Genomic DNA, 20,933 nt, shown 5'->3' with positions numbered 1-20,933 from the left:
GTCGGGTTCAAGGGATCCCTGGCCGTCCAAAAGCCGTTGAGAAACTATGGCCACTTTAAACCAGATATAAGACACTCTCCAAGGGATCCTCGCCACTACCCAAGCGCTCTGCGCCGCCGACGCATTCGCGACAGCGTTGCGTAGCAATAACGATGTAACAAACCGTAGTCTGGCCAGAGCGGATCCCGTCAGAAGCGGGTCTCGAACTCCAGGGAAAGGACGTTGTTGCCCTCGAGGTCGGTGGTGGCACGGGTGAGGGTTTGGTCGTTGAGGCGGTAGCGGGCGCTGTAGCGGGTGGGCTGAAAGGGATCCGTCAGGTTGCGCTGCACCGAGATGGAAGTAGCCGGCCCCAGATCGCGGGCCACCTCCAGCGCCAGGCCGACTGAGGAGCGTCTGGGGGCACGGGTATCGACCTGGGGAACGGGGCTGAGGCGAACCTCATCCAAGCCGAGGGTGTCCCGCAGCGTCTCCAACACATCGTTAAGCAAAGCCGTTCCCGCCAGCCCGGCCACCCCTGCTTCGGGGTTGAGTTGGGCCAAAGCTGTTCCCCCCAACAGGGCGACGATCTCTTGGGGGGAGCGGCTGGGGCTGCTGGAAAGGGTCAGAACGCCGTTGCGGGGATCCGCAGCCGCAAGCTGGCTGGCCCGCCCGTTGACGTTGGCAAAGATCTCGATGCTCTGCTGCGATCCCGGCAGGTTGCGGTTGGTGTCGAAGGGGGACAGATCCTGGGGAAAGCGATAGACCTCGAAGGCTTGGGTCACCAGGCGCAGGTTTAAGAAAGGATCGAAGGGGTTGTCCAGGTCAAAGGTGGCGGTGTTGGGGCGGGAGCGATCCAGGCGAAAGTTGGCAATGGGCAGGCTGCCGCGGCCTCGCTCCAGGGCGATGGTGCCCGCCGGACGCAGGTCTTGGGGAGTGCCGAACAGACGCAAGCTGCCGCTGGCGTGGAATTCAAACAGGTTGGGCCGCTGCACGCGGATCCCGGGCCCCAAAACCAGCTCCAGGCCGTTGAGCCGCGGCTGCCAAAAGGGATCCGCCTGAGTCGAGTCTGCGGGAGCTGCCGCCGCTTCCCCTTTTTCAGGGCGGGGGCTGGCATCTACGATCCCTTGGGAGACCTCCAGGCGCCCCTCGAGCAAAGGCCGCAGCAGCAGGCCGCCCACCACCACCTCCCCCTGCAGGCGGCCTGTGTAGAGGTTGGGCAGGGTGAGCTGGATCCCTTGCAGTTGCAGCGTTAGGGGTGGCGAGGTCTCGTCCATCTGCAGGGCGCCGCGGGAGTTGACGGGCAAAAAGCCGTTGGCCAAGAGGGATCCGCCCCCCAACTGGCCCTGCAGCTCCCGCACCTCCAATTGGTTGAGGTTAAAGAAAATTTGGCCGGTCAGGTCGGTGATGGGCTCCGGCAGGGCGGCCAACTTGAGGATCCCGGAGCTAAGGCTGAGGTTCCCCTGCAGGCTGGGCTCTCGCAAGCTGCCGCGGATGGCCAGCTCCAGTTGGCTTTGGCCGCCTTCCCAGCGCACCTGGTCGGTGAGGAGGTTGATCAGGCGCAGGCCGCCATTCTCGGCTTGCAGGGTGAGGTCGATCTGATCCGATGCGGCCCGCACCTCCGCAAAGGGCAGGGTGTAGGGCACCAGGCCGGAAAGGCGGATCGGCTCGTCGCCGTTGGCCAGCAGGGCGCCCTCCAGGCGCAGTTGACCCTGGTTGTAGTCAAATTGTCCCCCCACCTCCCGCAGCGGCACCTGGTTGATCTGGGCGTTGACCACCGTCAGGGAGCCGCGGGCCCGGGGATCCCGCAGGTTGCCTGCCAGTTCCACATCCAGGTTGAGATCTCCCTGCAGCTCCAGCTCGTCCGGCAGGAAGCGATCCAGCAAAGCCAGAGGAAATGCTTGGATTTGCAGGGATCCCGACTGTTCCTCCAGGCCCACCTTGCCAGAGAACAGGGCCTGGCGTTCGCCACTGCGCAACAGCAGCGGCTGCAGCACCACCGCCCCTTCGACCAGGCTGCCGCTGGCGGTGAGGCTCTCGATGCTGAACTCCTGGGCCTGCCAATTCTGGCCCTCGAGCTGAAAGCTGACGCTGGGCCGGTTGAGGTTGCCGACCAGGCTGACGCTGGCCTGAAATTCCCCCTGCAGGCTGGTGGGCGGCGGGATGCGGGGATCCATACGGCTGGTCAGGGCCCCCAGGTGGGCGGCCAGGATCTGGGCGTAGTACTCCAGTTGTTGCAGCAGCGGATAGCCGGGCAGGCCGACCGGCTCTGTCTCTAACACAGCGGCAGGGCCCAAAGGTGGCAGCCGAAAACCGCGGCTGGTGATATCGCTCCACTCCCGCCACTTGAAAGTAGAGACGATATCTTCCAAGCGGCCTTGACGGGTGCTGATCTGCAGGTCGATTTGGGGAATGGGGACTTCCGAGGTGGGATCCAAAGCAGCCTGGAGAGAGGTTGCCGGCAGCTCCAAAGTGCCGCTGGCGGTGTAGAGGCTCTCGAACAGCTCCAGTTGGGCTTGGGCAAGGGTCAGGCGAGCGGGGCGGGAGTCGTCGCTGGGGCGATAATCGAAATCCACTGAGAGGCCCTGCACCGCGAGATCGCCTAGCCGCAGCCCCTCGACCGCAGCTCGACCTCGAGCGGCGCCACTGGCCAGGTCAAGCGCCACCTCCCCATTGAGGGTTCCGCCCAGGCCAGCCCAGGGCCCGGCAGCCAACCCTCCCAGCAAAGCCAGCGGCAACTGGCTTGCCGTCACCTGCAGTTCATCTTGCTGGCGTTGGCCGCGCACTTCCGCCTCGCCCCGCCGCACCTGGAATTGCACAGGCCGAAACTGGGGATCCAACTGCAGCGCCAGCCGCTCCCGCGCCCCCACTAGCTCCACCGCCGTCCCCTGGGCAGACCAGCTAAAGGGCCCGGCCAAGTCGGCAAAGGCCACCTCCCCCACCTGCAAGCCGCGCAACTGCGCCTCGCCAGCCACCTGCAGGTTGTCCGGAGAGCCGCGGATCTGCCCGGATCCCTGCAGCACCCCCTGCAGCAGTGGCGGCAGGCCGGGCACTTCCGCCAGGGGGATCCCGTCAGCGGCAAAGCTCAGGTCCAGGGATCCCACCTGCAGCGTCTGGGGATCCACCGGGATCTCTCCCTCTACTCTGGCCAAGCGGGCGGTGTCGGCCAAGATCTCTGCCTGCTGGATACGCAAGCCAGATCCTTCCCAAGCTACCTGGCCGCGGATGCCGTCAACCCATTGCACTCCCCTCTCTCCCAAAGGCTGGGACAGGGCTAGCGACCCTTGCGCCCGCAACGCCGCCAGGAAACCCACCTCCGCCGCCTCCCCTGTGTCCACCTGCGCCATCAGCTCACCAGAGAGGGATCCCGGCCACTGCGGGTTAAAAAAGGCCAGCGGCAGATCCTGGGGAGCCACTTGGGCTTGGACTTGCCCTCCCGCCCACCGCCCCGCCACCTGGGCCCGGCCCCCGCCCAGCTCCAACACCGCCTGCGGCACCTGTACCGCCCACCCCTCGGCCTCGGGCAAGATCTGCAGCTGTCCTCTGCCGGCAATCTCTCCTCCTTGGGTTGTCCAGGTGGCCTCCACCTGGGGCCGGGATCCCGCCAGCGCCACCTGCACCTGGGCACTTACCGGCCCCAGCTCGCCCCGCCGCGGCAGGTTGAGGTCGTAGAGAGCCAGCACCTGCTCTACATCGGCCCCGGTGACCTGGAGATCGAACCGGCCTGCTAAGCCGGCAGCCCATTGCAGTTGTCCGGATCCCTGGATCCGCCCGCCGGCGGCCTTCAGGTCGATTTCCTCAAAGGCCAAGGTTTGATCGGCCAAGCGGAAGCCAAAAGCATATTCCGGCACCGGCAGGCGATCCACCCGCCCCGGCGAGATCCCTCGCAACTGCCCTTGGATCTGCGGCCCATTCAGCGGCCCGGTGACCCTCAGGGATCCCGCCACCACCCCTTCCGCCGGCAGCTCAACGTTGAAAGTCTCCTGGATCTGCTGCAGGCTGGCCGGGGCAATAGCGGCTTGCAGATCCAATCCCTCCTTGTCGCCGAAGACAATGGAGCCGTTGAGATCTTCAAAAGCAAGCTGGCCAAAACGACCGCTCACCCCCTGCAGTTCCAGCTCCTCTAGGGTAAAGCGAACGGAGCCCTTCACCTCTTCAAAAGGATGGGGCAACCTCTCCAGCCCCAGCCGCGCCTGCTGAACCTGGGCTTGCCCCGTCAACTCCCAAGGGCGTTCTCCTCCCCAGAGGACTTGCAGATCCAGACTGGCTTCCCCTTCCACCTCAGTCAAGGGCGCCGCCGGCAAGACGCTGGGCAGCAGCTCCAAAGGCAGGCGCCGAGCGGCCAGCGTCACCGAGCCAGAAGCCTGGGCGAAATCCGCCACCCCCCGGAGCTGCAGGGGGTAGCCCCCTTCCCCCTCCAGAGAGCGCAGCGCCGCCGAGAGCTGGAAACTGGCCCGACCCCCTCCCTCCTCCCCCGGCGGGGCACTCAGCCACACCTGCGCCTGGCCCTGCAACTGCTCAAACCGGCGCCGCTCTCCCACTAAGGGAATAGCCGTCAGGGATCCCCCCTGCAAACGGATGTTCAGCCCCTGCAAGGGCAGGGATCCCTCGCCTTCTGGCAGTTGAAACTGCACGTCTGCCCAGCCGCGATCCAGCGTCTCCATCAGCAGCAGTTGCGGCTGATTCAGGGTAATATTGAGCACCCACTCCCCCGTCTGCAGCCAGGTCCAGAAGTCGGGGCTGAGGTCGATGGAGCCGATGCTGGCCAGATGTTCGATGTGGCTTTCCCCTAGCCTCACCTGCCAAGGGGCTACAAACCTTACCTCCCCCAATTCCACCTGCCGGCGCATCGCCTGCGAGAGGGTAGCTTCCACCTGGGGCAGCACCCGATCTTGAAAGTAGGCCCCGATTCCCCAGGCAGCCCCAAAAGCGGCAGCCGTCAAGCCCAAACCCAGCCCCGCCCCCATCCAGGTGCCGGGGGGAAGGGAAAAGCGTCGCCGCTGCCCCTCTTGCTCCTGCCGATCCTCTCCCAACGCTCGCCCCTCAGGGATCCCAACCACCCCACTTGAGAAGCCCTGTCTGGCCCGCAGGCCGGCCTCCTTGGGGAACATCAAAAACTGCCCCCATCCTACCCAAGGACTCCCGCCTTGCCACGAGGGGCCAAAAAGCAGGGATCCCTGCCCCCAGCCGCAATCCCCTGCCCGCGGAAAAATACCGTCTCGCCAAGGGAGTAGGGATGCTAAGCTATCTCCACGCCCGAGATCGGGCCTCAACCCTCTGTCGAGATAGATAAAAGGAGAAAAGCCATTCCGGAACCTCTGTCTCTGACGGTCAGCTTGCGCGGCAGCCACGAAGCGCTGGAGAACTGCCAGGTCTTTTACCTGACGGGCCTTCTGGATGCCTTTTCTGAGCCGGTCTTCGTTAAGGTGGTCACCAAATACCTAGAAGAGGGATCCCCCAATCTCATCCTGGATTTGACGGGGATCGACTTCATCGATAGCTCTGGCGTCGGTGCCCTGGTGCAATTGGCCAAGCTGGCCCAGAGCCGTGGGGGCATCTTTCAGGTGGTGAGCAACCCCCGCATCACCCAAACGGTGAAACTGGTGCGGCTAGAGAAGTTTTTGTCCTTGCGCAACTCGCTCCAAGAGGCCCTCGATCATCTGGCCGCAGAAGGTGGGGGACGTCCAGAGCCTGACACTCGCCCCGACGCCGCCGAGGCAAGGCCTGAGGGGCCAGACGGCCAAGCTTCCTGAGCTGGCGGACAAGCTCCACCATGGGCCTGGGGACTTTTTGGGGCATTAGCGCCGGGGCCGGGGATCCCGAGTGGCTCACCCTCAAAGCAGCCCGCATCCTCGGCGCCGTCAGGTGGGTGGCCTGCCCCCAGAACGCCGCCGGCCAGCCGGGCCTAGCTTACCAAATCGTGCGCCCTTGGCTGCGACCGGAACAAACCCTGTTGCCGCTGCATCTGCCCTTTGTTACCCAAGTCGAGCTGCTGCAGGCGGCCTGGCAAGCGGCTGCCGAGCAACTGGCCCCGCCTCTGGAGCGAGGAGAAGATGTGGCCTTTGTCTGCGAAGGGGATGTGGGCCTCTACAGCACCTTTGCCTACCTGTCCCAAGCCCTGCGGCAGCGGATCCCCGACTTGCCCATCCAGGCCATACCGGGGGTGTGCTCTCCTCTTGCCGCCGCTGCCGCTCTGGGATCCCCTTTGGCGCTCGGCTCCGAGAAATTGGCGATTTTGCCTGCTCTTTTTGCCCTGACGGAGCTGGAGAAGGCCTGCACCTGGGCCGACGTGGTTGTGCTGATGAAAGTGGCCCCCGTCTATCCTCAGGTTTGGCAGTGGCTAGCGGCAAGAGGTTGGCTACAGCAGGCCAGCTTGGTGGTTTGGGCCGGTTGGCCCCAGCAAGCTCTCTTCCCCACCCTAGAAGGATTGGCCGACTATCGCCCCCCCTACTTTTCCCTGCTGATCCTGCGCTCTCGGCCCCGGAATTGAAGTTCTCCCCGACACCCGCCTGAAGGGGGAGGCCCACCGAGGCCGGGTCGAGTGGTCTCGGTCAAATCCTCGGCTGAGCTGGGGATCCAGCCCCCCTGCTTTCTGGAAAGTTTCTAAAAAGTAGACCTTTCTTCTGGAAAAGGGCAGAGGATCCGACTGCAAGATCTACTGGAGACCTATGTTGAAGAAATATGGGAAGAACGATTAAAGAAATGACCTAGACTGTTAAGAACAGTTGCCAGCCATTGTAGAGGGATTTGACCCAAGCTAGATTAGAAATGTAGTGATTCAAGCAAGGAGGATAATATCTCAGCTTCATCTCAAAGGCGAGACACCAGCCTGCAATCTGCCCAAGCTCAAAGCTTCCTGTCGGTCAACGTTTTGATCCAATCTCGTGCAAACTTCCGATCCGTTGCGCCGGCAGGTTTCTATAGCAAGCGGTTGTCTTGCCCAGAGGAGCACCTGGCACCTACGACAGGTTTTCTTCCGAAGAAGGGACATGGGAGCTAAATCAAATAGCGGTCGGGTCTGTTGAGGTCAGCCGCTGCAACGATAAGGGGTCGTTTACCTCTGGTGAGATGGCAAGATGGCGAGCGGTCTTACCCGTTTAAGGGATGCCGGCCTGCTATTTCGAGTCTCCGTTTAGGATCAAGGAAGAGGTGGAAAACCGATGCTCGGTCGGGTTCAGGTGCTCCCCCCTGCAGACTCTGGCGAATCAGGACTCTGCTCAGTAGAGTAAGGGCTGCGGGCTTTAGCAATTTTGGGTTCGCCCAGTTCATAGTTTCACGCTCGCTTGGAGGAGGTTTTTATGCTTGCCTTTCTCTCGAAAATTGCTAGAGCAGTTATCCGCGTGTTCACGCCTGCCAAGTCTGATCTGGTTGAAGTAGGTTACCAGCCCATTACCGATGATGTCTATCGCGCCAAAGGCTCAGCTCGCTATGCTGGGGAGCTGTAGGGCACAGTGCGAGAGCGGGTCAGGTTTTGGCACTTCAACCCTCGGGAGCAGAGCTTCAAAAGTTGGTTCGTCAGGTGGCTGTTCTACTCTCCCCGTCAATTGAGCAGAGGGGGGTGAGCTCAGAACAATCGAATAAGTGAAGAGACAGCTAAGTTTGGATGCAGGTGACGTGCATGGGGGTGGGTGGTTTCCCCTCCACTCAAGTTTTGTCGGTTCAGTGGCGGTGCCGGTGGGGTTGCCGCCACTTCTTGTTGGCTGCGAGCTGCTTGCCGCTTCTCTGCGAAAATAGCAAGGACGCTTGCAACAGATGCTTGAACGCCCTGTTTTCCTCTGTGTTGCCCTCCCTCGTGGTCTATCCCGTCACGCTAGGTGATTTGGAGCCCGTGGCCGAGGTTCTTGCCCAGGTCTTTTACCCGCCCTTGGGTCTGCAGCGCTGGCTCCACCCGATTCACAAGTTGGGCATCCGCGAGGATTTGCGCCTCAAGCTGGCGGCCAGGGATCCGCACTACTGCTGCCTGGCGGCTGCGGTGGGATGCGAGGTGGTGGCCACTGCCGAGATCTCCTTGCGGGCGATGGCCCATGGGAAGTATCCCTATCTGGCCAACTTGGCGGTGTTGCCCCCTTGGCGGCGGCGCGGGATCGCGCGGCAGCTTTTGCTCAGCGCCGAAGGAGTGGTGCAAGGTTGGGGCTATCACCAGTTGTATCTGCACGTGGTGGAAGACAATCTGGCCGCCCGGCAGCTCTACGCCCAACTGCGCTACACTCCCATCCAGCGCACCTCTCAACTTTGGCATTGGCTGGGGATCCCACCCCAGCTTTTGCTCTGCAAGTGGCTGCCGTGAAGTTATGTAAACTAGAGCTAGAAAGCTGGAGAGGTGTTGCAGTGGTTATCGAGGAAGGGGGCAGGAGCTGGCGCTGGTTGGGCCTTGTGGGGTTGTTTACGGCTTTGCTGGTGAGCTGGGCAGGGGTTCAGCCCGCTTTGGCCCAGTGGGGCACCACCCCCCTGCCGCAGATCGGGGCGCCGGCGCCGGAATTTGAGCTGCCGGATCAGTCGGGCCAGGTGCGGCGGCTGGCGGATTTTCGCGGCAAGTGGGTGGTGCTCTACTTCTATCCCCGCGACTTCACTGCCGGGTGTACCATCGAGGCGCGCCGCTTCCAGCAGGATCTGCCCAAGTTTCGGACGCTGGGAGCGGAGATTGTGGGCGTGAGCGCCGACTCGGTGGACTCGCACCGACGGTTTTGCTCGGCAGAGGGGCTGCAATTTCCTCTGCTTTCGGATCCTGAGGGCACGGTTAGCCGCGCCTACGGCTCCTGGACGGGGGAGATGGCCCTGCGCAACACTTTTTTGATCGATCCTGAGGGGATCCTGCGGGCCATCGACCCGATTGTCAACCCCTCTCGGCACAGTGCCGAGGTCTTGGCCCAACTGCAAGAGCTCGCCCAGGCTGGCTAGTCCTGGGGGCCAAAGGTCTGCTCGAACTCCTGCAGCAGCTCGTCGATCTCCTCCAAGGCTTGATTGACATCGACCCGCAAGCTGCCCAGGTCTGGCTTTTCCAAAAGCTTGACCAAGGTGGGCCGGCGCTCGCGAATGCGCTTGATGCGCTCTTTGAAGGCGGCAATTGCAGCTGTGTCCATGGCTAGAGAGATTATTTCAACTCCTCCAGACTATCGCTTTCCCACCCGGATTGTCGCCCACCGCGGGGATCACACCCACGCCGAGGAGAATACCCTGGCCGCTTTTGCGGCGGCCATCGAAGGCGGGGCCGACGGGATCGAGCTGGACGTGCGCCGCAGCCGCGACGGGATCCCGCTGGTTTTTCACGATGCCGAGCTGGAGGGGCAGCCGCTGGCGGCGCTCACTTGGGCGGAGATCCGCGCCCGCAAGCCCACGATCCCCAGCTTGGAAGAAGCGCTGCTCCACGTCAGGGGCAGGATTGCCCTCGATATCGAGCTGAAAGAGGCGGGCTACGAAGAACAGATCCTCGCCCTCATCGGCAAGCTCTTGACCCCTGCAGAGTGTGTGATCACCTCTTTTTTGCCCCAGGTGGCGCAACGGGTGAAAGCCCTTCTGGGAGGGGCTGCCCCCCAGGTTGGCCTGTTGGTGGAGGCGCAGCCGGAGGGAGAGAAGGGATCCCTCTTGACCTACTGCCGCGAGGTGGGAGCGGATTTTCTCGCCCCCCATTACTCTTGGCTGGACCTGCCGTTTTTGGCGGCGGCGGCCCAAGCCAGGATCCCGCTCTACGTCTGGACGGTCAACGATCCGGAGATCATGGCCTTCTGTTTGCGCCCGTCTGGGGAGGAGCCGCCGGTGCGGGGGCTGATCACCGACCACCCTCAGTTGGCGCTGCAAATTCGCCGCCAGCTCTGGCTGGCCGCAGAAGACTAAACCATGGGCACAAATTGCACTGGGAAGGCCCCCTTTTGCACCACCCCCTCCGGGGTTTTGTGGAGGATCAGCAAGGATTGGAATCCCTGGCTTTCGCCCACCGGCACCACCAGGGTACCTCCCACCGCCAGTTGATCCAGCAGCAGCGTCGGCAGGGTTGGGGGGGCTGCCGTCACCACGATGGCGTCGTAGGGGGCGTGTTCCGGCCAACCCTGATAGCCATCTCCCTGGCGCACCTCCACGTTGCGGTAGCCCAAGGAGGCCAGGGTTTGCTGAGCGCGGGCGGCCAAGGGAGCCAGCCGCTCCAGGCTATATACTTGCCGGGCCAGCTCGGCCAAAATGGCCGCCTGATAGCCGGATCCGGTGCCGATTTCCAGCACCACCGACTCAGGGGTGAGGCGGGCCGCCTCAGTCATAAAGGCGACAATATAGGGCTGAGAAATCGTCTGGCCGTAGCCAATGGGCAGCGGGCAATCCCTGTAGGCGCGCTCCCGCAGCTCCGGGGGAACGAAAAGGTGGCGCGGCACCTTGCGCATTGCCTCCAGCACCCGGGGATCGCGGATCCCTCGCTGCAAGATCTGCTCCCTCACCATCCGCTCCCGTTGGCCAGCCCAGGGATCCATGCCACTATCGCCGGCACAGGACTGAGGAGCGCCCAACTCGGCAGCCGGGATCCCAGCCAAGGAGTCAGAAGTCCTCTTAAAAAGAGACGAGAACAACTTTACCATTGGCGCACAACCTCCAAAGCTAACAGCTTGCCGGGATTTTCCGGGAACGCTGCGCCGTCACTTGGGATCCCTCAACTCGATCCTGGCCTACTTTCCAAAAGACTTCCAGCTTTAATCAGGCTTTTTCCCCTACCCCTTCCCGCAAGGGGATGGAAACTCCTCTTGTGCACGACTTAGCCGCAAGGATCTACCGGCTACAGCTAGCCCTTAGCAAGGTGGGGCCGTGGGGTGGTTTAGCGGTGTCTGTCAAACCAGCGCATCAGCATCGCCGCTAGGCGCTCAGGGTTGTGACGCACCAAGCCGGTCTCAGGATCCTCTTGCATGACGTTGGCCAGAACTGCCCGGCAACCTAGGTAGGCCAGCTTATCCGGATCCAGCACCACAAACTCAGAGCCATTGCGGCGGTAATGCTCCAAGGCGCGGAGAGAAGGGGGCTCCCGCTGTACCAGGACACCATCGAACAAGCGCACGCCCGCCACCCGATCCAGGGCCATGACGTGATCCCCAACGGTGTAGCCGTCGGTTTCCCCTGGCTCGGTCATAATGTTGCACACGTAGATGTGGGGCGCCATGTTCTTGGCCAGAGCTTCCACAATCTCCGGGATCAACAGGTTAGGGATGATGCTGGTGTAGAGGCTACCCGGCCCCAGCACCACAAACTCTGCCGCCTCGATGGCCTCGATCGCCTCGGGCAAGGCAGGAGGGTTGGGCGGGTCGCAGCCAATGCGGCAAATGCGCCCCCTGGCTTTAGCGATGTTGGACTCGCCCACCACGCGGCGGCCATCGCTCAACTCCGCCCAGAGGGTGACGTCCGCCAGGGTGGCCGGCAGCACCCGTCCCTGAATGGCCAAGACCTGCGAGGTGGCGGTGATGGCCCGAATCAGGTCGCCCCCGGTTACGGCGGTGAGGGCGGTGATGAACAGGTTGCCGAAGCTGTGCCCGCTCAGACCTTCCCCAGCCTGGAAGCGGTATTGAAACAGCTCCGTGAGCAGCTTTTCTTCGTTGGCCAAGGCGGTGAGACAGTTGCGGATATCTCCAGGGGGCAACACGCCGATCTCCCGCCGCAAGCGCCCTGAGGAGCCGCCGTCATCGGCCACGGTGACAATGGCGGTGATGTTGGAGCTGTAGTGCTTCAACCCCCGCAGCAGGTTGGAAAGGCCGGTGCCGCCCCCCAGCACCACGATGCGAGGGCCACGACTCAGACGTCGCCGCGACAGGAGCTTATCCACCAGCGCCTCGTCTCCTTCTGGGATCAGCACATCTTCGATGGAGCGCATGGCGCTGCGAAAGCCCAGCACCACCATCACCAAGCCGATCCCGGTCACCAAGGGGCCGCTGATGTTGTTGGGGATCCAGGTGGTGATCAGGCGCAGGGTGATGTCGATTAATCGCTTGAGGCGAAAGATGGGGGTCAGCTCTGTCCAGATGGCGATGCCCAGCACCATCAGCAGCACGCCCCCCACGGCTAGGGTGAGCCAGCGCTTGACCGCCAGACCAGGGAAGAGCCATTTCCAGCCATTTCCCGGCCAAGTGGCCTGGCGACGGCGAGGCCCCCACACAGTGGACTTGTTGCTGGGCGCGGGCTTAGTCATGGGGAGGTGCAGGAACGCCGGCCAAAGGGATCCTAACCTGTTGCTGTTCTACGCCAGCGGCAGGGGGTGGCGGGCCAAAGCGGGCCTCCAGCTCCCGCTGCGAATCCAGCAAATGGCGGTGCTGCACCTGGATGTTCAGGGCAGGCAGGGCAGGGTTGTCGGTGGGGACAGCCCAGGGCCGCAGATCTTCAGCCAGGCGCTCCACCAGAGCCACAGAGCGGTGTTGCCCGCCGGTGCAGCCGATGGCCACGGTCAGGTGAGGCCGTCGTTCTGCTCGGTAGTGGGGCCAGAACGCCTGCACCAGAGAAAAGATCTGCCGGTAGGTGGATTGGGTAACTGGATCCGCAAAGAGGAACTCCTGCAGAGGCGGATCCTGGCCGGTCAAGTGGCGCAGATGGGGCTGAAAGAAGGGATTGGGCAAAAAGCGCACGTCGAACAGCAAGTTGGCATCGGGGGGGGCACCGTACTTGAAGCCGAAGCTGACCAGCCTCAGGTTGAGCGGCTGTGGGATCCCGTGGACCAGGGCTTGTAATTGCTGCCGCAGTTGCTGGCTGTTCAGCTCAGACGTATCCAGGAGGTGGGTGCAGCGCTCCCGCACGGGGGCCAGATCGCGCACTTCCTGCTCAATGGCCTCCAACAGGCCAAGGCCAGGGCGGTGAGGGTGGGGGCGGCGGTGGGCGCTGAGACGGTTGAGCAATACCAGGGGACGAGCCTCCAGAAAGAGGAAAGGGATCCCTTGCGCTTGCCGCCAGCGGTCAAAGGCAAGGAACTGCTCCCGATATTCCGGGGTGTGGAGGTTTAGGCTCACCGCTAGAGCAGGGTGGCGAGGCCGGATTGCCTCGATTAAATAAACGGCCTGGTCAGGCGGGATCCCTTCCAAGCCGGTGTAGCCCAGTTGTTCCAATTGCTGGATGGCCAGGGTTTTCCCGGATCCCGTCAGCCCGGCAATAACGAGAACAGGCGAGGTCGCGGCGGTCGGTCTAGTCGCTTGATCGTCCATGCAGCCTATTCTAGGGCGAGGGGGAGCCGAAAAACCGGATGCCAGGCGCTCAAGTCTGGGAGGCTGTTGCGGCTTCTCTGTCCGTTTTCTCCGCCGGCCCCGGGAGGGGGGCGCTGGGGCAGAGATCGGCCAGAAAACACTGTTCGCAAAGGGGCTTGCGGGCGGTGCAAATGGCCCGCCCATGCTCGATCAGGCGAATGGACCAATTTTCCCAGTCGGCTTGCGGCAACAACTGCATCAGATCCCGCTCGATGCGCACGGGATCCTCGTGCTCGGTGAGGCCGAGGCGACGGCTGAGGCGCTTGACGTGGGTATCGACAGTCACGCCAGCGTTGATGCCAAAGGCATGGGCCAGGACCACATTGGCCGTCTTGCGGGCCACCCCCGGCAGAGTGAGCAGCTCCGGCATGGTGCGGGGCACCTGGCCGCCGAAGTCCGTCACGATCTTGCGGCAGGCCTCTTGGATGTGTTTAGCCTTGTTGCGGTAGAAGCCGGTGGGACGGATCAGGGCCTCGATCTCCTCCCGCGGCGCCGCCGCCAGCGCCTGGGCATCGGGAAAGCGGCGAAACAGCTCCGGCGTAACTTGGTTGACTCGCTCGTCGGTGCACTGTGCAGACAAAATGGTGGCCACCAGCAGTTGCAGCGGCGTTTCGTAGTGGAGGGCACAGGTAGAGTTGGGGTAATGGCGCTTCAGCCGGATCAGGATCTCCAAAGCCCGCTGGCGCAAAGCCCGCTTGCCGCTCATCTGCAACTAGCCCGACCCGGTGACGATGGCAAGGGTGTCCTTGAAGATCAGCACTACCCCCAGCCCCAGCAGCAGCACCAAGCCCGTCTGCATCACCCGTTCCTCCAGTTCTTTGGGCAGCCGCTTGCCGCGGATCGCTTCCAAGATCAAAAAGGCGATGTGTCCCCCATCCAAGGCGGGCAGGGGCAACAGGTTGAGAATAGCCAGGTTGATGCTGATCAAGGCGGTGAAATTAAACAAGCTGGCAGCATCGTCCCGCGCCAGATCCGCGCCGAGCTTGACAATCCCCACCGGGCCGGATACCTGGGTGGCGGTGTTTTGGAAGTTCTGCAGGAGCTGCTGCAGGCCACTGAGGTTCATCATCACCAAGCGCTGGTAGGCGTTCCCGGCTTCGGCAAAGATCTCTGCCGGGCTCTGAGCCGGGCGCAGTGTCACCTCTTGGTTGGGGGCCAGGTTGACCCCAATGGCCACCACCTCTCCCCGCATCTCGGGAGTCACCGTGATCTCCAGAATGGGATCCCCCTCCCCTCGCTGCACCTGCAGGGGGACGGGCCGGTTTTGGCGGCGGCGGATCAACGCCTGAAAATCATTGAGAGCTGCCAAGGCCGAGGCCTCGTCGGCAACCGTGCTGTAATCGTGGTCGGCTGCCCGCAACACCACATCTTCCGCCTGCAAGCCGGCCCGCTCCGCCGGGCTATCCGGCATCACCTGGGCGATGAGAATGCCGGGATGGATGCGCGTCACCGATGGGATCCCCAGCGTGGCAAACATCAGCACCAGCACCAGATAGGCGAAGGCCAGGTTGGCCATCACCCCCGCGCTCATCACCACCAGGCGATCCGCGACAGGGCGATTCTTCAGCAGATCCGGGTCGTCGGGCGGGTAGGGAGAGCGCTCGTCATCGTCGGGAAAGCCCACGTAGCCCCCCAACGGCAGGGCGCGAATGGCGTACTCCGTCTCCTTGCCCTGGTAGCGCCACAGCACCGGGCCAAATCCCAGCGAAAAGCGGTTGACGTGGATCCCTTGGAGTTTGGCTGCGGCGAAGTGTCCCGCCTCATGCACCAGGATCAGCAGGGCGAGAATGGCGATGGAGAGGAGAACAGGCATGGGCTGGCTTGAAGGAGAGAAGGAAAAAAAGAGCAAGAGGCAGAGAGCCACAGCGACGGCTGCACCTGCCGCCTTAAGGAACCAAGATAACAGACCAGAAGCGGCAGAGCCCTCAGAACACTTGTTCTACTTCCAGGATGTCGGGAATGCTCTCCCGCAACTTGCGCTCGATGCCCATTTTTAAGGTCAGGGTGGAGCTGGGGCAGGCGCCACAGGCCCCCTGTAGGCGCAGCTTCACCACCGGGCCGTCGATTTCCACCAGCTCTACGTTGCCGCCATCGGCTTGCAGGTAGGGGCGCAGCTCGTTGAGGACTTTTTCCACATTTTCGGCCGTTAGTTCCAGTGCTTGTGCCATAGTTGCTTCCAGCTCTGCTGAGACCTTGCCTGGGATGTCGAGATGTTGATTGTAGCGATTTCTCGCCAGACCCCTCAAGCCAGGGAGGGATCGCCCTTCTTCAGCATAGTCTCCTTCTTTCGGGGTGGGGGATGAGATCCCTCTCTTCAGCCAGAAGACTAGAATAGGACTCAGATTTGCCTGTTGCGAGCAGCAGACCCAAGCCTATTCTGAGCAGGGGCGCTTTCTTCGCCATGTTAGATGTCTTACTGATTGTGATCTTCATGTTGGCCGGGGCGGGTCTTGGATTCTACGGCCTGGATCTGCTCCCTCCTGCCGCCATTCAGGGGGCCAATGTGGAGGGGGCGCGCGTGGTTACCAGCGGCTTTGGTGTCCTAGCGGGTTTGGCTTTTGGATCCTTGGTGCGCTGGGGCTACCGCCGCTTCGAGGCCAATGTACGCTCGCTGCCGCCGGATGTGTTGATCAGCCGCTCGGTGGGGTTGGTGATCGGCCTGGTGATTGCCAACTTGGCCATGGCTCCTGTCTATTTGTTGCCCCTGCCTCAGCAGCTCAATAGCTTTATCGAGCCGCTGGCCTCCGTCTTTTTTAGCTTGTCCTTTGCCTACTTGGGGGTGAGTTTGGCCGATACCCATGGCCCTGCGCTCTTGCGCCTGTTCAACCCCAACTACGCCCTGCAGGCGGCCGCAGAGGGCAGTGTGGTGGCGGCCAGCCCCAAGGTTTTGGACACCAGCTCCATCATCGACGGGCGCGTGGCCCAGTTGATCGAGACAGGCTTTTTGGAGGGAACGCTGGTGATCCCTCGCTTTGTTATCGCGGAGCTGCAAACCATCGCCGACAAAGCCGATCCGCAAAAACGGGAGCGAGGCCGCAGAGGGTTGGATACGCTGCAAGCCCTGCGCCAGGCCTATCCCGACCGCTTTGTGATTCACGAAGCCAACTACCCGGATCTGGCCACCGTGGACGAGAAGCTGGTGCGCCTGGCCCAGAATGTGGGGGGAACGCTGGTGACCACCGATTACAACCTGAAGAAGGTGGCCACACTGCAGGGGATCAAGGTGCTCAACGTGAACGAGCTGGCCGAAGCCTTGCGGCCCATCTACATTGCCGGCGACAGCTTCGATATCAAGATCACCCGCGAAGGGAAGGAGCCGGGCCAGGGGGTTGGCTATCTGGAGGATGGCACGATGGTGGTGGTGGAAGAGGGACAGCGCTCTCTGGGCAAGACTCGCTCGGTTGTGGTGACCAGCGCCATTCAAACCTCGGCGGGCCGGATGCTCTTCGCCCGCCTCAACAAGGACTCCAGCCCAGCTTCCTCTGCGAAAACCTGAGGCTTCAGGCCGAAGAGCTTTGTTTTCCCGACGCAATGATGGCCTCTCCCCCAATGGGCGTCCTCCAACCGGATCTGATTTTCTACACCCAGGATCGCCAGCAGCGTTTCTGGAGTTTTTATTGGGAGGGTGCTGAGAACTACGCCATCTACCCGCAGCAGATCCTGAGCGGACAGCAAAGCTGGGAGGTGGCCAATGCGGAGGAGTACGAAGCCAAGCTCAGGCAGGTGTTTGCGAGCGGGGATCCCTTGCAGCATCAGTGTCAGGTGATTTCTCCCCGCTACAAGTTGCACTTGCATCTTTGCCTCAACCCGGTGCGGGACATGGAGGGGGAGGTGGTGGCCGTGTCGGTAGTGGGCAAGGTGTTGGGGGCGACGCCTTTCAACTTGGCCGGCGGAGCCGGCAGCCCCCCTGCCCAGCGCCATCCCCTCCTGACCGAGCCGGTGCCGGGGATCACGGCGCAGTTGCTGCGCAACATCGGCCACTCCCTCGGCATCCGCGAGCTGTGCCAGCAGACGGTGGAGCAGTTGGGCCAGTTGTTCGGGGCGGATCGCTGCCTGCTGGCCCTCTACGAAATGGGGCAGGACTCCCTCACAGTCAATGCTGAGTACCGCCGCAACCCGGGGGATCCCTCGCTGTTGAACCAGACCTTGCGTCTGGCGGATCACCCGCCTCTGCTGCAAGCCCTTCGTCAAGAAGAGCCGGTGGTGATGGGACGCCATCTGGCCATCGCCATGTCTTACCGGGGCTATGCCAACAGCCTGCTCTGGCTGGAAGTGTTGCCCCCCAACGAAGCCCCCCTCTGGCAGGCCGGCCACCTTCAGGTGCTGCAGAGCATCGCCACCTACCTGGGCACCGCCATTGCCCACGCCATTTTGCTGGATCAAAGTCGCCAACTGGCCACTCGCCTGCAGTTGGCCAACCAGACACTGCGCCAGAAAAACAAAGAGCTGGAGCAGGCCCGCGCCCAAGCAGAATCGGCCAACCAACTGAAAAGTCAATTCTTGGCGAATACTTCCCATGAGCTGCGCACCCCTCTCAACGGGATCATCGGCTTTATTAGGCTGGTGCTGGACGGGATGGCCGAAAGCCGAGAAGAGGAGCTGGACTTTTTGCAGGAGGCCTACCGCTCGGCCCTGCACCTGTTGGCCTTGATCAACGACGTGCTGGACATCGCCAAGATCGAGGCGGGCAAAATGCAGTTGCAGTTTGAGCCCTGCGACCTGCGCGCCTTGTTCAAGGATGTGGAGGCCAAAACCGGCCTGCAGGCCAAACAGAAGGGATTGCAACTTAGCTTCCACCTGCCCCCCACGCCGGATCGGATTTGGCTGTACGGAGATTACCAACGCCTGCTGCAGGTGATGCTCAATCTGGTGGGCAATGCCATCAAGTTCACCCCCAAAGGCTCGGTGACGGTACGAGCCGACCTCCTTCCCGGCGACCCGGGGATGGCCCGCATCCGCGTCATCGATACCGGGATCGGCGTGTCGCTGGAAAAGCAGCAGAAGCTGTTTCAGGCCTTCACCCAGGTGGATGGCTCCACCACCCGCCAGTACGGCGGCACCGGCTTGGGCCTAGCCATCAGCCAACGGCTGGTGGAGGCAATGGGGGGAGAGATCAACTTCTATAGCCTGGGCGAAGGGCTGGGATCCACCGTCACTTTTACCGTGCCCCTCTACCGCCAGCCGCTCCCAGGGGGGGAGGCGAGCCCAGCTCAAGAAGGCCCCCCAGAGGCTACGAATCCCAACCTAATGCCCTATCCGGCCCAGTGCTGATCCACCGATGCCCTATCCCCGCAAACGGTTTGGCCAGCATTGGCTTAAGGATCCCGCGGTTCATGAGGCGATTGTGCGGGCCGCCCAGTTGCCGCCTCCTCAGAGGGATCCTGCGTGGGTTCTGGAGATCGGCCCCGGCACCGGGCAGTTGACGCAGCGGTTGCTGGCCCAGGGCGTACATGTGGTGGCGGTAGAGATCGATCGGGATCTGTGTCGGCTGCTGCAAAAGCGCTTCGCCGACCAACCCCGCTTTCACTTGGTGGAAGGAGATTTTCTTCGCCTGCCGCTGCCGCCTCAGCCCCGCCTGCTGGTGGCCAATATCCCCTATAACCTCACTGGCCCAATTTTGGAGAAAGTGTTGGGATCCCCGGCCCAGCCGGTGAGGCAGTTTGAGCGCATCGTCTTGATGGTGCAAAAAGAGCTGGCCGAGCGCCTGCAGGCCGGCCCTGGCAGCAAAGCCTACGGCGCTCTGAGTGTACGGGTGCGCTACTTGGCCGAGTGCGAGCTCATCTGCCGCGTGCCCCCCAGCGCCTTCCGGCCTCCTCCCCAAGTGGAATCGGCAGTGGTTCGCCTCACTCCCCGCCCCGCCCCCACCCCCGCCCGCGATCCCCGCTGGTTCTCCCAACTGGTTTGCCAGGGCTTCTCCGCCCGCCGCAAGCAACTTGTCAATGCTCTGGGAGGCCTCGTGGATCGCCAGACCGTGGCCGCCGCTCTGGCTCAGCTCCGCCTCAGCCCCACGGCCCGTGCCGAAGAGCTGGATCTGCCCGATTGGCTGGCCCTGAGCGATCTGCTGCTGGAGCAGACACCTAGGATGGCTGCCGTTTCCGGCGAGGGAAAACCGCGGTAGGGTGAGAGGAAGTCCTCAAGGGTTTTTCACCAGACCCCAAAACAACCTATGCTCAACAACCAAGGCAGACAGATCCTTGTAACTGGCGGTACCGGTGGGCTCGGGTTGGGAGTAACCCCCGTGCTCCTGGACACAGGGGCAGAGTTGACCTTGACCTACCGCCAAGAGGAGGAGTTGGCTGTTTTGCGGCAGCGCCTGCCGGCCAATAGCCTGGATCAGGTGCGCTTTGTGCAGGTGGATTTGCTGAACGAAGCCGCTGTGGCACGGCTCATCGACGATCTGCCCCGCGTCGATGGTTTGGTGCACCTGGTGGGCGGCTTTGCCATGGGCCCCACTCACGAGTACAGCCTAGAAGATTGGCGGCGCGATTTTGACCTCAACCTCACCACCACCTTCCTGGCCTGTAAGCACAGCCTGCGCAAGATGTGGCAACAGGGTTATGGACGGATCGTGACGGTGGCCTCCCGAGGGGCGGTAGAGCCGGGATCCCAACTGGCCGCCTACTGTGCTTCCAAAGCGGGGGTGGTGGCCCTGACCCGCACCATTGCCGCCGAAACCAAAGGCACCGACATCACCGCCAACGTCATCCTGCCCAGCATCATCGACACGCCGGCCAACCGGGCTGCCATGGGCTCCGAGCAGGCGGAGCTGTGGGTAAAGCCCGAGTCGATCGGGCAGGTGATCGCCTTTTTGGTCTCGGAAGCGGCGCGGGATCTGAGAGGGGCGGCGATCCCGGTGTACGGCAATGTCTGAGCTGCTTGGTTGACCGCGCCCCCAGACGGCCTTCATGATACGAGGGTAGAGGCTTATTTTCGTGCCGTTTTCCTATGCTGAAGCGATGGTTCTTGGGGGGCTGGCGTCAGCAAATTGGCCGCATTGAGGTAACAGGGGTGATCGATGGCAGAACCCGAGAGCGGGTTCTCAAAGCCTTGCAAGAGGTGGAAGAAAGACAGATCCCTGCCGTGGTGTTGCGCATCGACAGCCCCGGTGGGACAGTGGCAGACTCCCAGGAAATCTACAATGCCCTCTCGCGTCTGCGGGAACGCAAGGGCACGCGCATTGTGGCCAGCTTTGGCAACATCGCTGCCTCTGGAGGGGTTTACATTGCCATGGGAGCCGAGAAAATTGTCAGCAACCCCGGCACCATCACCGGCAGCATCGGCGTCATTATCCGCGGCAACAATCTCGAACGGCTGCTGGACAAGATAGGGATTTCCTTTAAGGTCATCAAGTCCGGCCCCTACAAGGATATCCTTTCCTTTGACCGCGAGCTGACCCCAGAAGAGCGCAACATCCTCCAAGAGTTGATCGACATCACCTACGGCCAATTTGTGCAAACCGTTGCTGCCGCTCGCCGGCTAAGCGTGAATGTGGTCAAAACCTTTGCCGATGGCCGCATTTTCAGCGGCGAACAAGCTCTGCACCTGGGCGTGGTGGATCGCCTGGGCACAGAAGAGGATGCCCGCCTCTGGGCCGCGGAGCTGTCAGGGTTGCCGCCCGATGCGAAGTTCTGCGATCTGCTCCCACGGCGCAGGGGTTGGGCCCGCTTGCTACCGGCGGCAGAGGCATTGGCGCGTCTGCAATTTGAGGTAAGCACCTCAGGCCTGCCCCTGTGGCTCTACACCGGTTCTTGAGAGACGGCCTCCACA

19 protein-coding genes are annotated in these 20,933 nt (G+C 62.6%); 11 read left to right on the top strand and 8 right to left on the bottom strand.

Going from position 1 to position 20,933, the window contains the following annotated elements; translation table 11 throughout:
* Positions 1 to 188: 188 nt before the first annotated feature.
* Positions 189 to 5,087 (bottom strand): translocation/assembly module TamB domain-containing protein, encoded by a 4,899-nt coding sequence (locus GG26_RS00405; RefSeq protein WP_414388312.1) that lies wholly within the window; start codon positions 5,085 to 5,087, stop codon positions 189 to 191.
* Positions 5,088 to 5,312: 225 nt separating this feature from the next.
* Here GG26_RS00405 and GG26_RS00400 point away from each other — a divergent pair, with 225 nt between their 5' ends.
* From GG26_RS00400 to GG26_RS00380, 5 genes are all read left to right on the top strand, one after another.
* A complete protein-coding gene (locus GG26_RS00400) occupies positions 5,313 to 5,729 on the top strand; it encodes an STAS domain-containing protein (protein WP_255322534.1) in 417 nt (138 codons plus the stop codon).
* A gap of 20 nt (positions 5,730 to 5,749) precedes the next feature.
* A complete protein-coding gene (locus GG26_RS00395; protein ID WP_099812307.1) occupies positions 5,750 to 6,466 on the top strand; it encodes a precorrin-2 C(20)-methyltransferase in 717 nt (238 codons plus the stop codon).
* A gap of 808 nt (positions 6,467 to 7,274) precedes the next feature.
* Positions 7,275 to 7,421 carry a hypothetical protein gene (locus GG26_RS00390; protein WP_011429789.1) on the top strand — a complete coding sequence of 49 codons (147 nt, stop codon included), beginning with the start codon at positions 7,275 to 7,277 and terminating at the stop codon, positions 7,419 to 7,421.
* Positions 7,422 to 7,753: 332 nt separating this feature from the next.
* Positions 7,754 to 8,263, top strand: coding sequence for a GNAT family N-acetyltransferase (locus GG26_RS00385; protein ID WP_228375439.1), 510 nt, complete (start codon positions 7,754 to 7,756; stop codon positions 8,261 to 8,263).
* A gap of 41 nt (positions 8,264 to 8,304) precedes the next feature.
* Entirely contained in the window at positions 8,305 to 8,874 is a 570-nt protein-coding gene (locus tag GG26_RS00380; RefSeq protein WP_369781487.1) for a peroxiredoxin, read from the top strand.
* Here the strand turns inward: GG26_RS00380 and GG26_RS00375 are convergent.
* Positions 8,871 to 9,056 carry a hypothetical protein gene (locus GG26_RS00375; protein ID WP_011429792.1) on the bottom strand — a complete coding sequence of 62 codons (186 nt, stop codon included), beginning with the start codon at positions 9,054 to 9,056 and terminating at the stop codon, positions 8,871 to 8,873. The two genes, GG26_RS00380 and GG26_RS00375, sit on opposite strands and share 4 nt — an antisense overlap.
* Between GG26_RS00375 and GG26_RS00370 the strand changes: the two genes are divergently transcribed.
* Positions 9,055 to 9,807 carry a glycerophosphodiester phosphodiesterase gene (locus GG26_RS00370; protein WP_011429793.1) on the top strand — a complete coding sequence of 251 codons (753 nt, stop codon included), beginning with the start codon at positions 9,055 to 9,057 and terminating at the stop codon, positions 9,805 to 9,807. The two genes, GG26_RS00375 and GG26_RS00370, sit on opposite strands and share 2 nt — an antisense overlap.
* On the opposite strand, the gene GG26_RS00365 is transcribed toward GG26_RS00370, so the two are convergent.
* The 6 genes from GG26_RS00365 to GG26_RS00340 form a co-directional block, all read right to left on the bottom strand.
* Complete coding sequence (locus GG26_RS00365; RefSeq protein ID WP_083759154.1) at positions 9,804 to 10,535, bottom strand: protein-L-isoaspartate(D-aspartate) O-methyltransferase; 732 nt, start codon at positions 10,533 to 10,535, stop codon at positions 9,804 to 9,806. The genes GG26_RS00370 and GG26_RS00365 overlap by 4 nt on opposite strands.
* A gap of 233 nt (positions 10,536 to 10,768) precedes the next feature.
* A complete protein-coding gene (locus tag GG26_RS00360) occupies positions 10,769 to 12,127 on the bottom strand; it encodes a gluconeogenesis factor YvcK family protein (RefSeq protein ID WP_011429795.1) in 1,359 nt (452 codons plus the stop codon).
* On the bottom strand, positions 12,120 to 13,127 hold the full coding sequence (rapZ, locus tag GG26_RS00355; protein ID WP_011429796.1) for an RNase adapter RapZ: 1,008 nt from the start codon (positions 13,125 to 13,127) through the stop codon (positions 12,120 to 12,122). Before rapZ ends, GG26_RS00360 begins: the two co-directional genes overlap by 8 nt.
* A gap of 49 nt (positions 13,128 to 13,176) precedes the next feature.
* Positions 13,177 to 13,872 (bottom strand): endonuclease III, encoded by a 696-nt coding sequence (nth, locus tag GG26_RS00350; protein WP_011429797.1) that lies wholly within the window; start codon positions 13,870 to 13,872, stop codon positions 13,177 to 13,179.
* Between the two features lie 6 nt (positions 13,873 to 13,878).
* Complete coding sequence (gene rseP / locus GG26_RS00345; protein WP_414388305.1) at positions 13,879 to 14,979, bottom strand: RIP metalloprotease RseP; 1,101 nt, start codon at positions 14,977 to 14,979, stop codon at positions 13,879 to 13,881.
* A gap of 112 nt (positions 14,980 to 15,091) precedes the next feature.
* Positions 15,092 to 15,334, bottom strand: a complete 243-nt coding sequence (locus tag GG26_RS00340) for a NifU family protein (protein WP_011429799.1) — start codon at positions 15,332 to 15,334, stop codon at positions 15,092 to 15,094.
* Positions 15,335 to 15,567: 233 nt separating this feature from the next.
* Between GG26_RS00340 and GG26_RS00335 the strand changes: the two genes are divergently transcribed.
* The 5 genes from GG26_RS00335 (at position 15,568) to sppA (ending at position 20,918) form a co-directional block, all read left to right on the top strand.
* A complete protein-coding gene (locus GG26_RS00335; RefSeq protein ID WP_011429800.1) occupies positions 15,568 to 16,662 on the top strand; it encodes a PIN/TRAM domain-containing protein in 1,095 nt (364 codons plus the stop codon).
* 53 nt (positions 16,663 to 16,715) lie between these two features.
* The gene (locus GG26_RS00330; RefSeq protein WP_011429801.1) at positions 16,716 to 18,437 is read left to right on the top strand and encodes a sensor histidine kinase; all 1,722 of its coding nucleotides are present in this window, start codon (positions 16,716 to 16,718) and stop codon (positions 18,435 to 18,437) included.
* Positions 18,438 to 18,444: 7 nt separating this feature from the next.
* Positions 18,445 to 19,284 (top strand): 16S rRNA (adenine(1518)-N(6)/adenine(1519)-N(6))-dimethyltransferase RsmA, encoded by an 840-nt coding sequence (gene rsmA, locus GG26_RS00325; RefSeq protein WP_011429802.1) that lies wholly within the window; start codon positions 18,445 to 18,447, stop codon positions 19,282 to 19,284.
* A 120-nt stretch (positions 19,285 to 19,404) separates the two neighbouring features.
* Positions 19,405 to 20,037 (top strand): 3-oxoacyl-ACP reductase FabG, encoded by a 633-nt coding sequence (gene fabG / locus GG26_RS00320; protein WP_240527266.1) that lies wholly within the window; start codon positions 19,405 to 19,407, stop codon positions 20,035 to 20,037.
* 74 nt (positions 20,038 to 20,111) lie between these two features.
* Complete coding sequence (gene sppA, locus GG26_RS00315; protein WP_011429804.1) at positions 20,112 to 20,918, top strand: signal peptide peptidase SppA; 807 nt, start codon at positions 20,112 to 20,114, stop codon at positions 20,916 to 20,918.
* Positions 20,919 to 20,933: the final 15 nt, after the last annotated feature.

The sequence above is a fragment of the Synechococcus sp. 'PEA 65AY6A-5F PE A' genome, assembly GCF_047462575.1.
Taxonomy (GTDB): domain Bacteria; phylum Cyanobacteriota; class Cyanobacteriia; order Thermostichales; family Thermostichaceae; genus Thermostichus.
This window is presented reverse-complemented; position numbering and strand designations above follow the sequence as displayed.

What these genes read in the sequence shown, in the direction of transcription:
- GG26_RS00405 (WP_414388312.1), bottom strand. Translation starts at nt 5,087, where the DNA reads ATGTTCCCCAAGGAGGCCGGCCTGCGGGCCAGACAGGGCTTCTCAAGT.
- GG26_RS00395 (WP_099812307.1), top strand. Translation starts at nt 5,750, where the DNA reads ATGGGCCTGGGGACTTTTTGGGGCATTAGCGCCGGGGCCGGGGATCCC.
- GG26_RS00390 (WP_011429789.1), top strand. Translation starts at nt 7,275, where the DNA reads ATGCTTGCCTTTCTCTCGAAAATTGCTAGAGCAGTTATCCGCGTGTTC.
- GG26_RS00370 (WP_011429793.1), top strand. Translation starts at nt 9,055, where the DNA reads ATGGCTAGAGAGATTATTTCAACTCCTCCAGACTATCGCTTTCCCACC.
- GG26_RS00375 (WP_011429792.1), bottom strand. Translation starts at nt 9,056, where the DNA reads ATGGACACAGCTGCAATTGCCGCCTTCAAAGAGCGCATCAAGCGCATT.
- GG26_RS00365 (WP_083759154.1), bottom strand. Translation starts at nt 10,535, where the DNA reads ATGGTAAAGTTGTTCTCGTCTCTTTTTAAGAGGACTTCTGACTCCTTG.
- GG26_RS00360 (WP_011429795.1), bottom strand. Translation starts at nt 12,127, where the DNA reads ATGACTAAGCCCGCGCCCAGCAACAAGTCCACTGTGTGGGGGCCTCGC.
- rapZ (WP_011429796.1), bottom strand. Translation starts at nt 13,127, where the DNA reads ATGGACGATCAAGCGACTAGACCGACCGCCGCGACCTCGCCTGTTCTC.
- nth (WP_011429797.1), bottom strand. Translation starts at nt 13,872, where the DNA reads ATGAGCGGCAAGCGGGCTTTGCGCCAGCGGGCTTTGGAGATCCTGATC.
- rseP (WP_414388305.1), bottom strand. Translation starts at nt 14,979, where the DNA reads ATGCCTGTTCTCCTCTCCATCGCCATTCTCGCCCTGCTGATCCTGGTG.
- GG26_RS00340 (WP_011429799.1), bottom strand. Translation starts at nt 15,334, where the DNA reads ATGGCACAAGCACTGGAACTAACGGCCGAAAATGTGGAAAAAGTCCTC.
- GG26_RS00335 (WP_011429800.1), top strand. Translation starts at nt 15,568, where the DNA reads ATGTTAGATGTCTTACTGATTGTGATCTTCATGTTGGCCGGGGCGGGT.
- GG26_RS00330 (WP_011429801.1), top strand. Translation starts at nt 16,716, where the DNA reads ATGGGCGTCCTCCAACCGGATCTGATTTTCTACACCCAGGATCGCCAG.
- rsmA (WP_011429802.1), top strand. Translation starts at nt 18,445, where the DNA reads ATGCCCTATCCCCGCAAACGGTTTGGCCAGCATTGGCTTAAGGATCCC.
- sppA (WP_011429804.1), top strand. Translation starts at nt 20,112, where the DNA reads ATGCTGAAGCGATGGTTCTTGGGGGGCTGGCGTCAGCAAATTGGCCGC.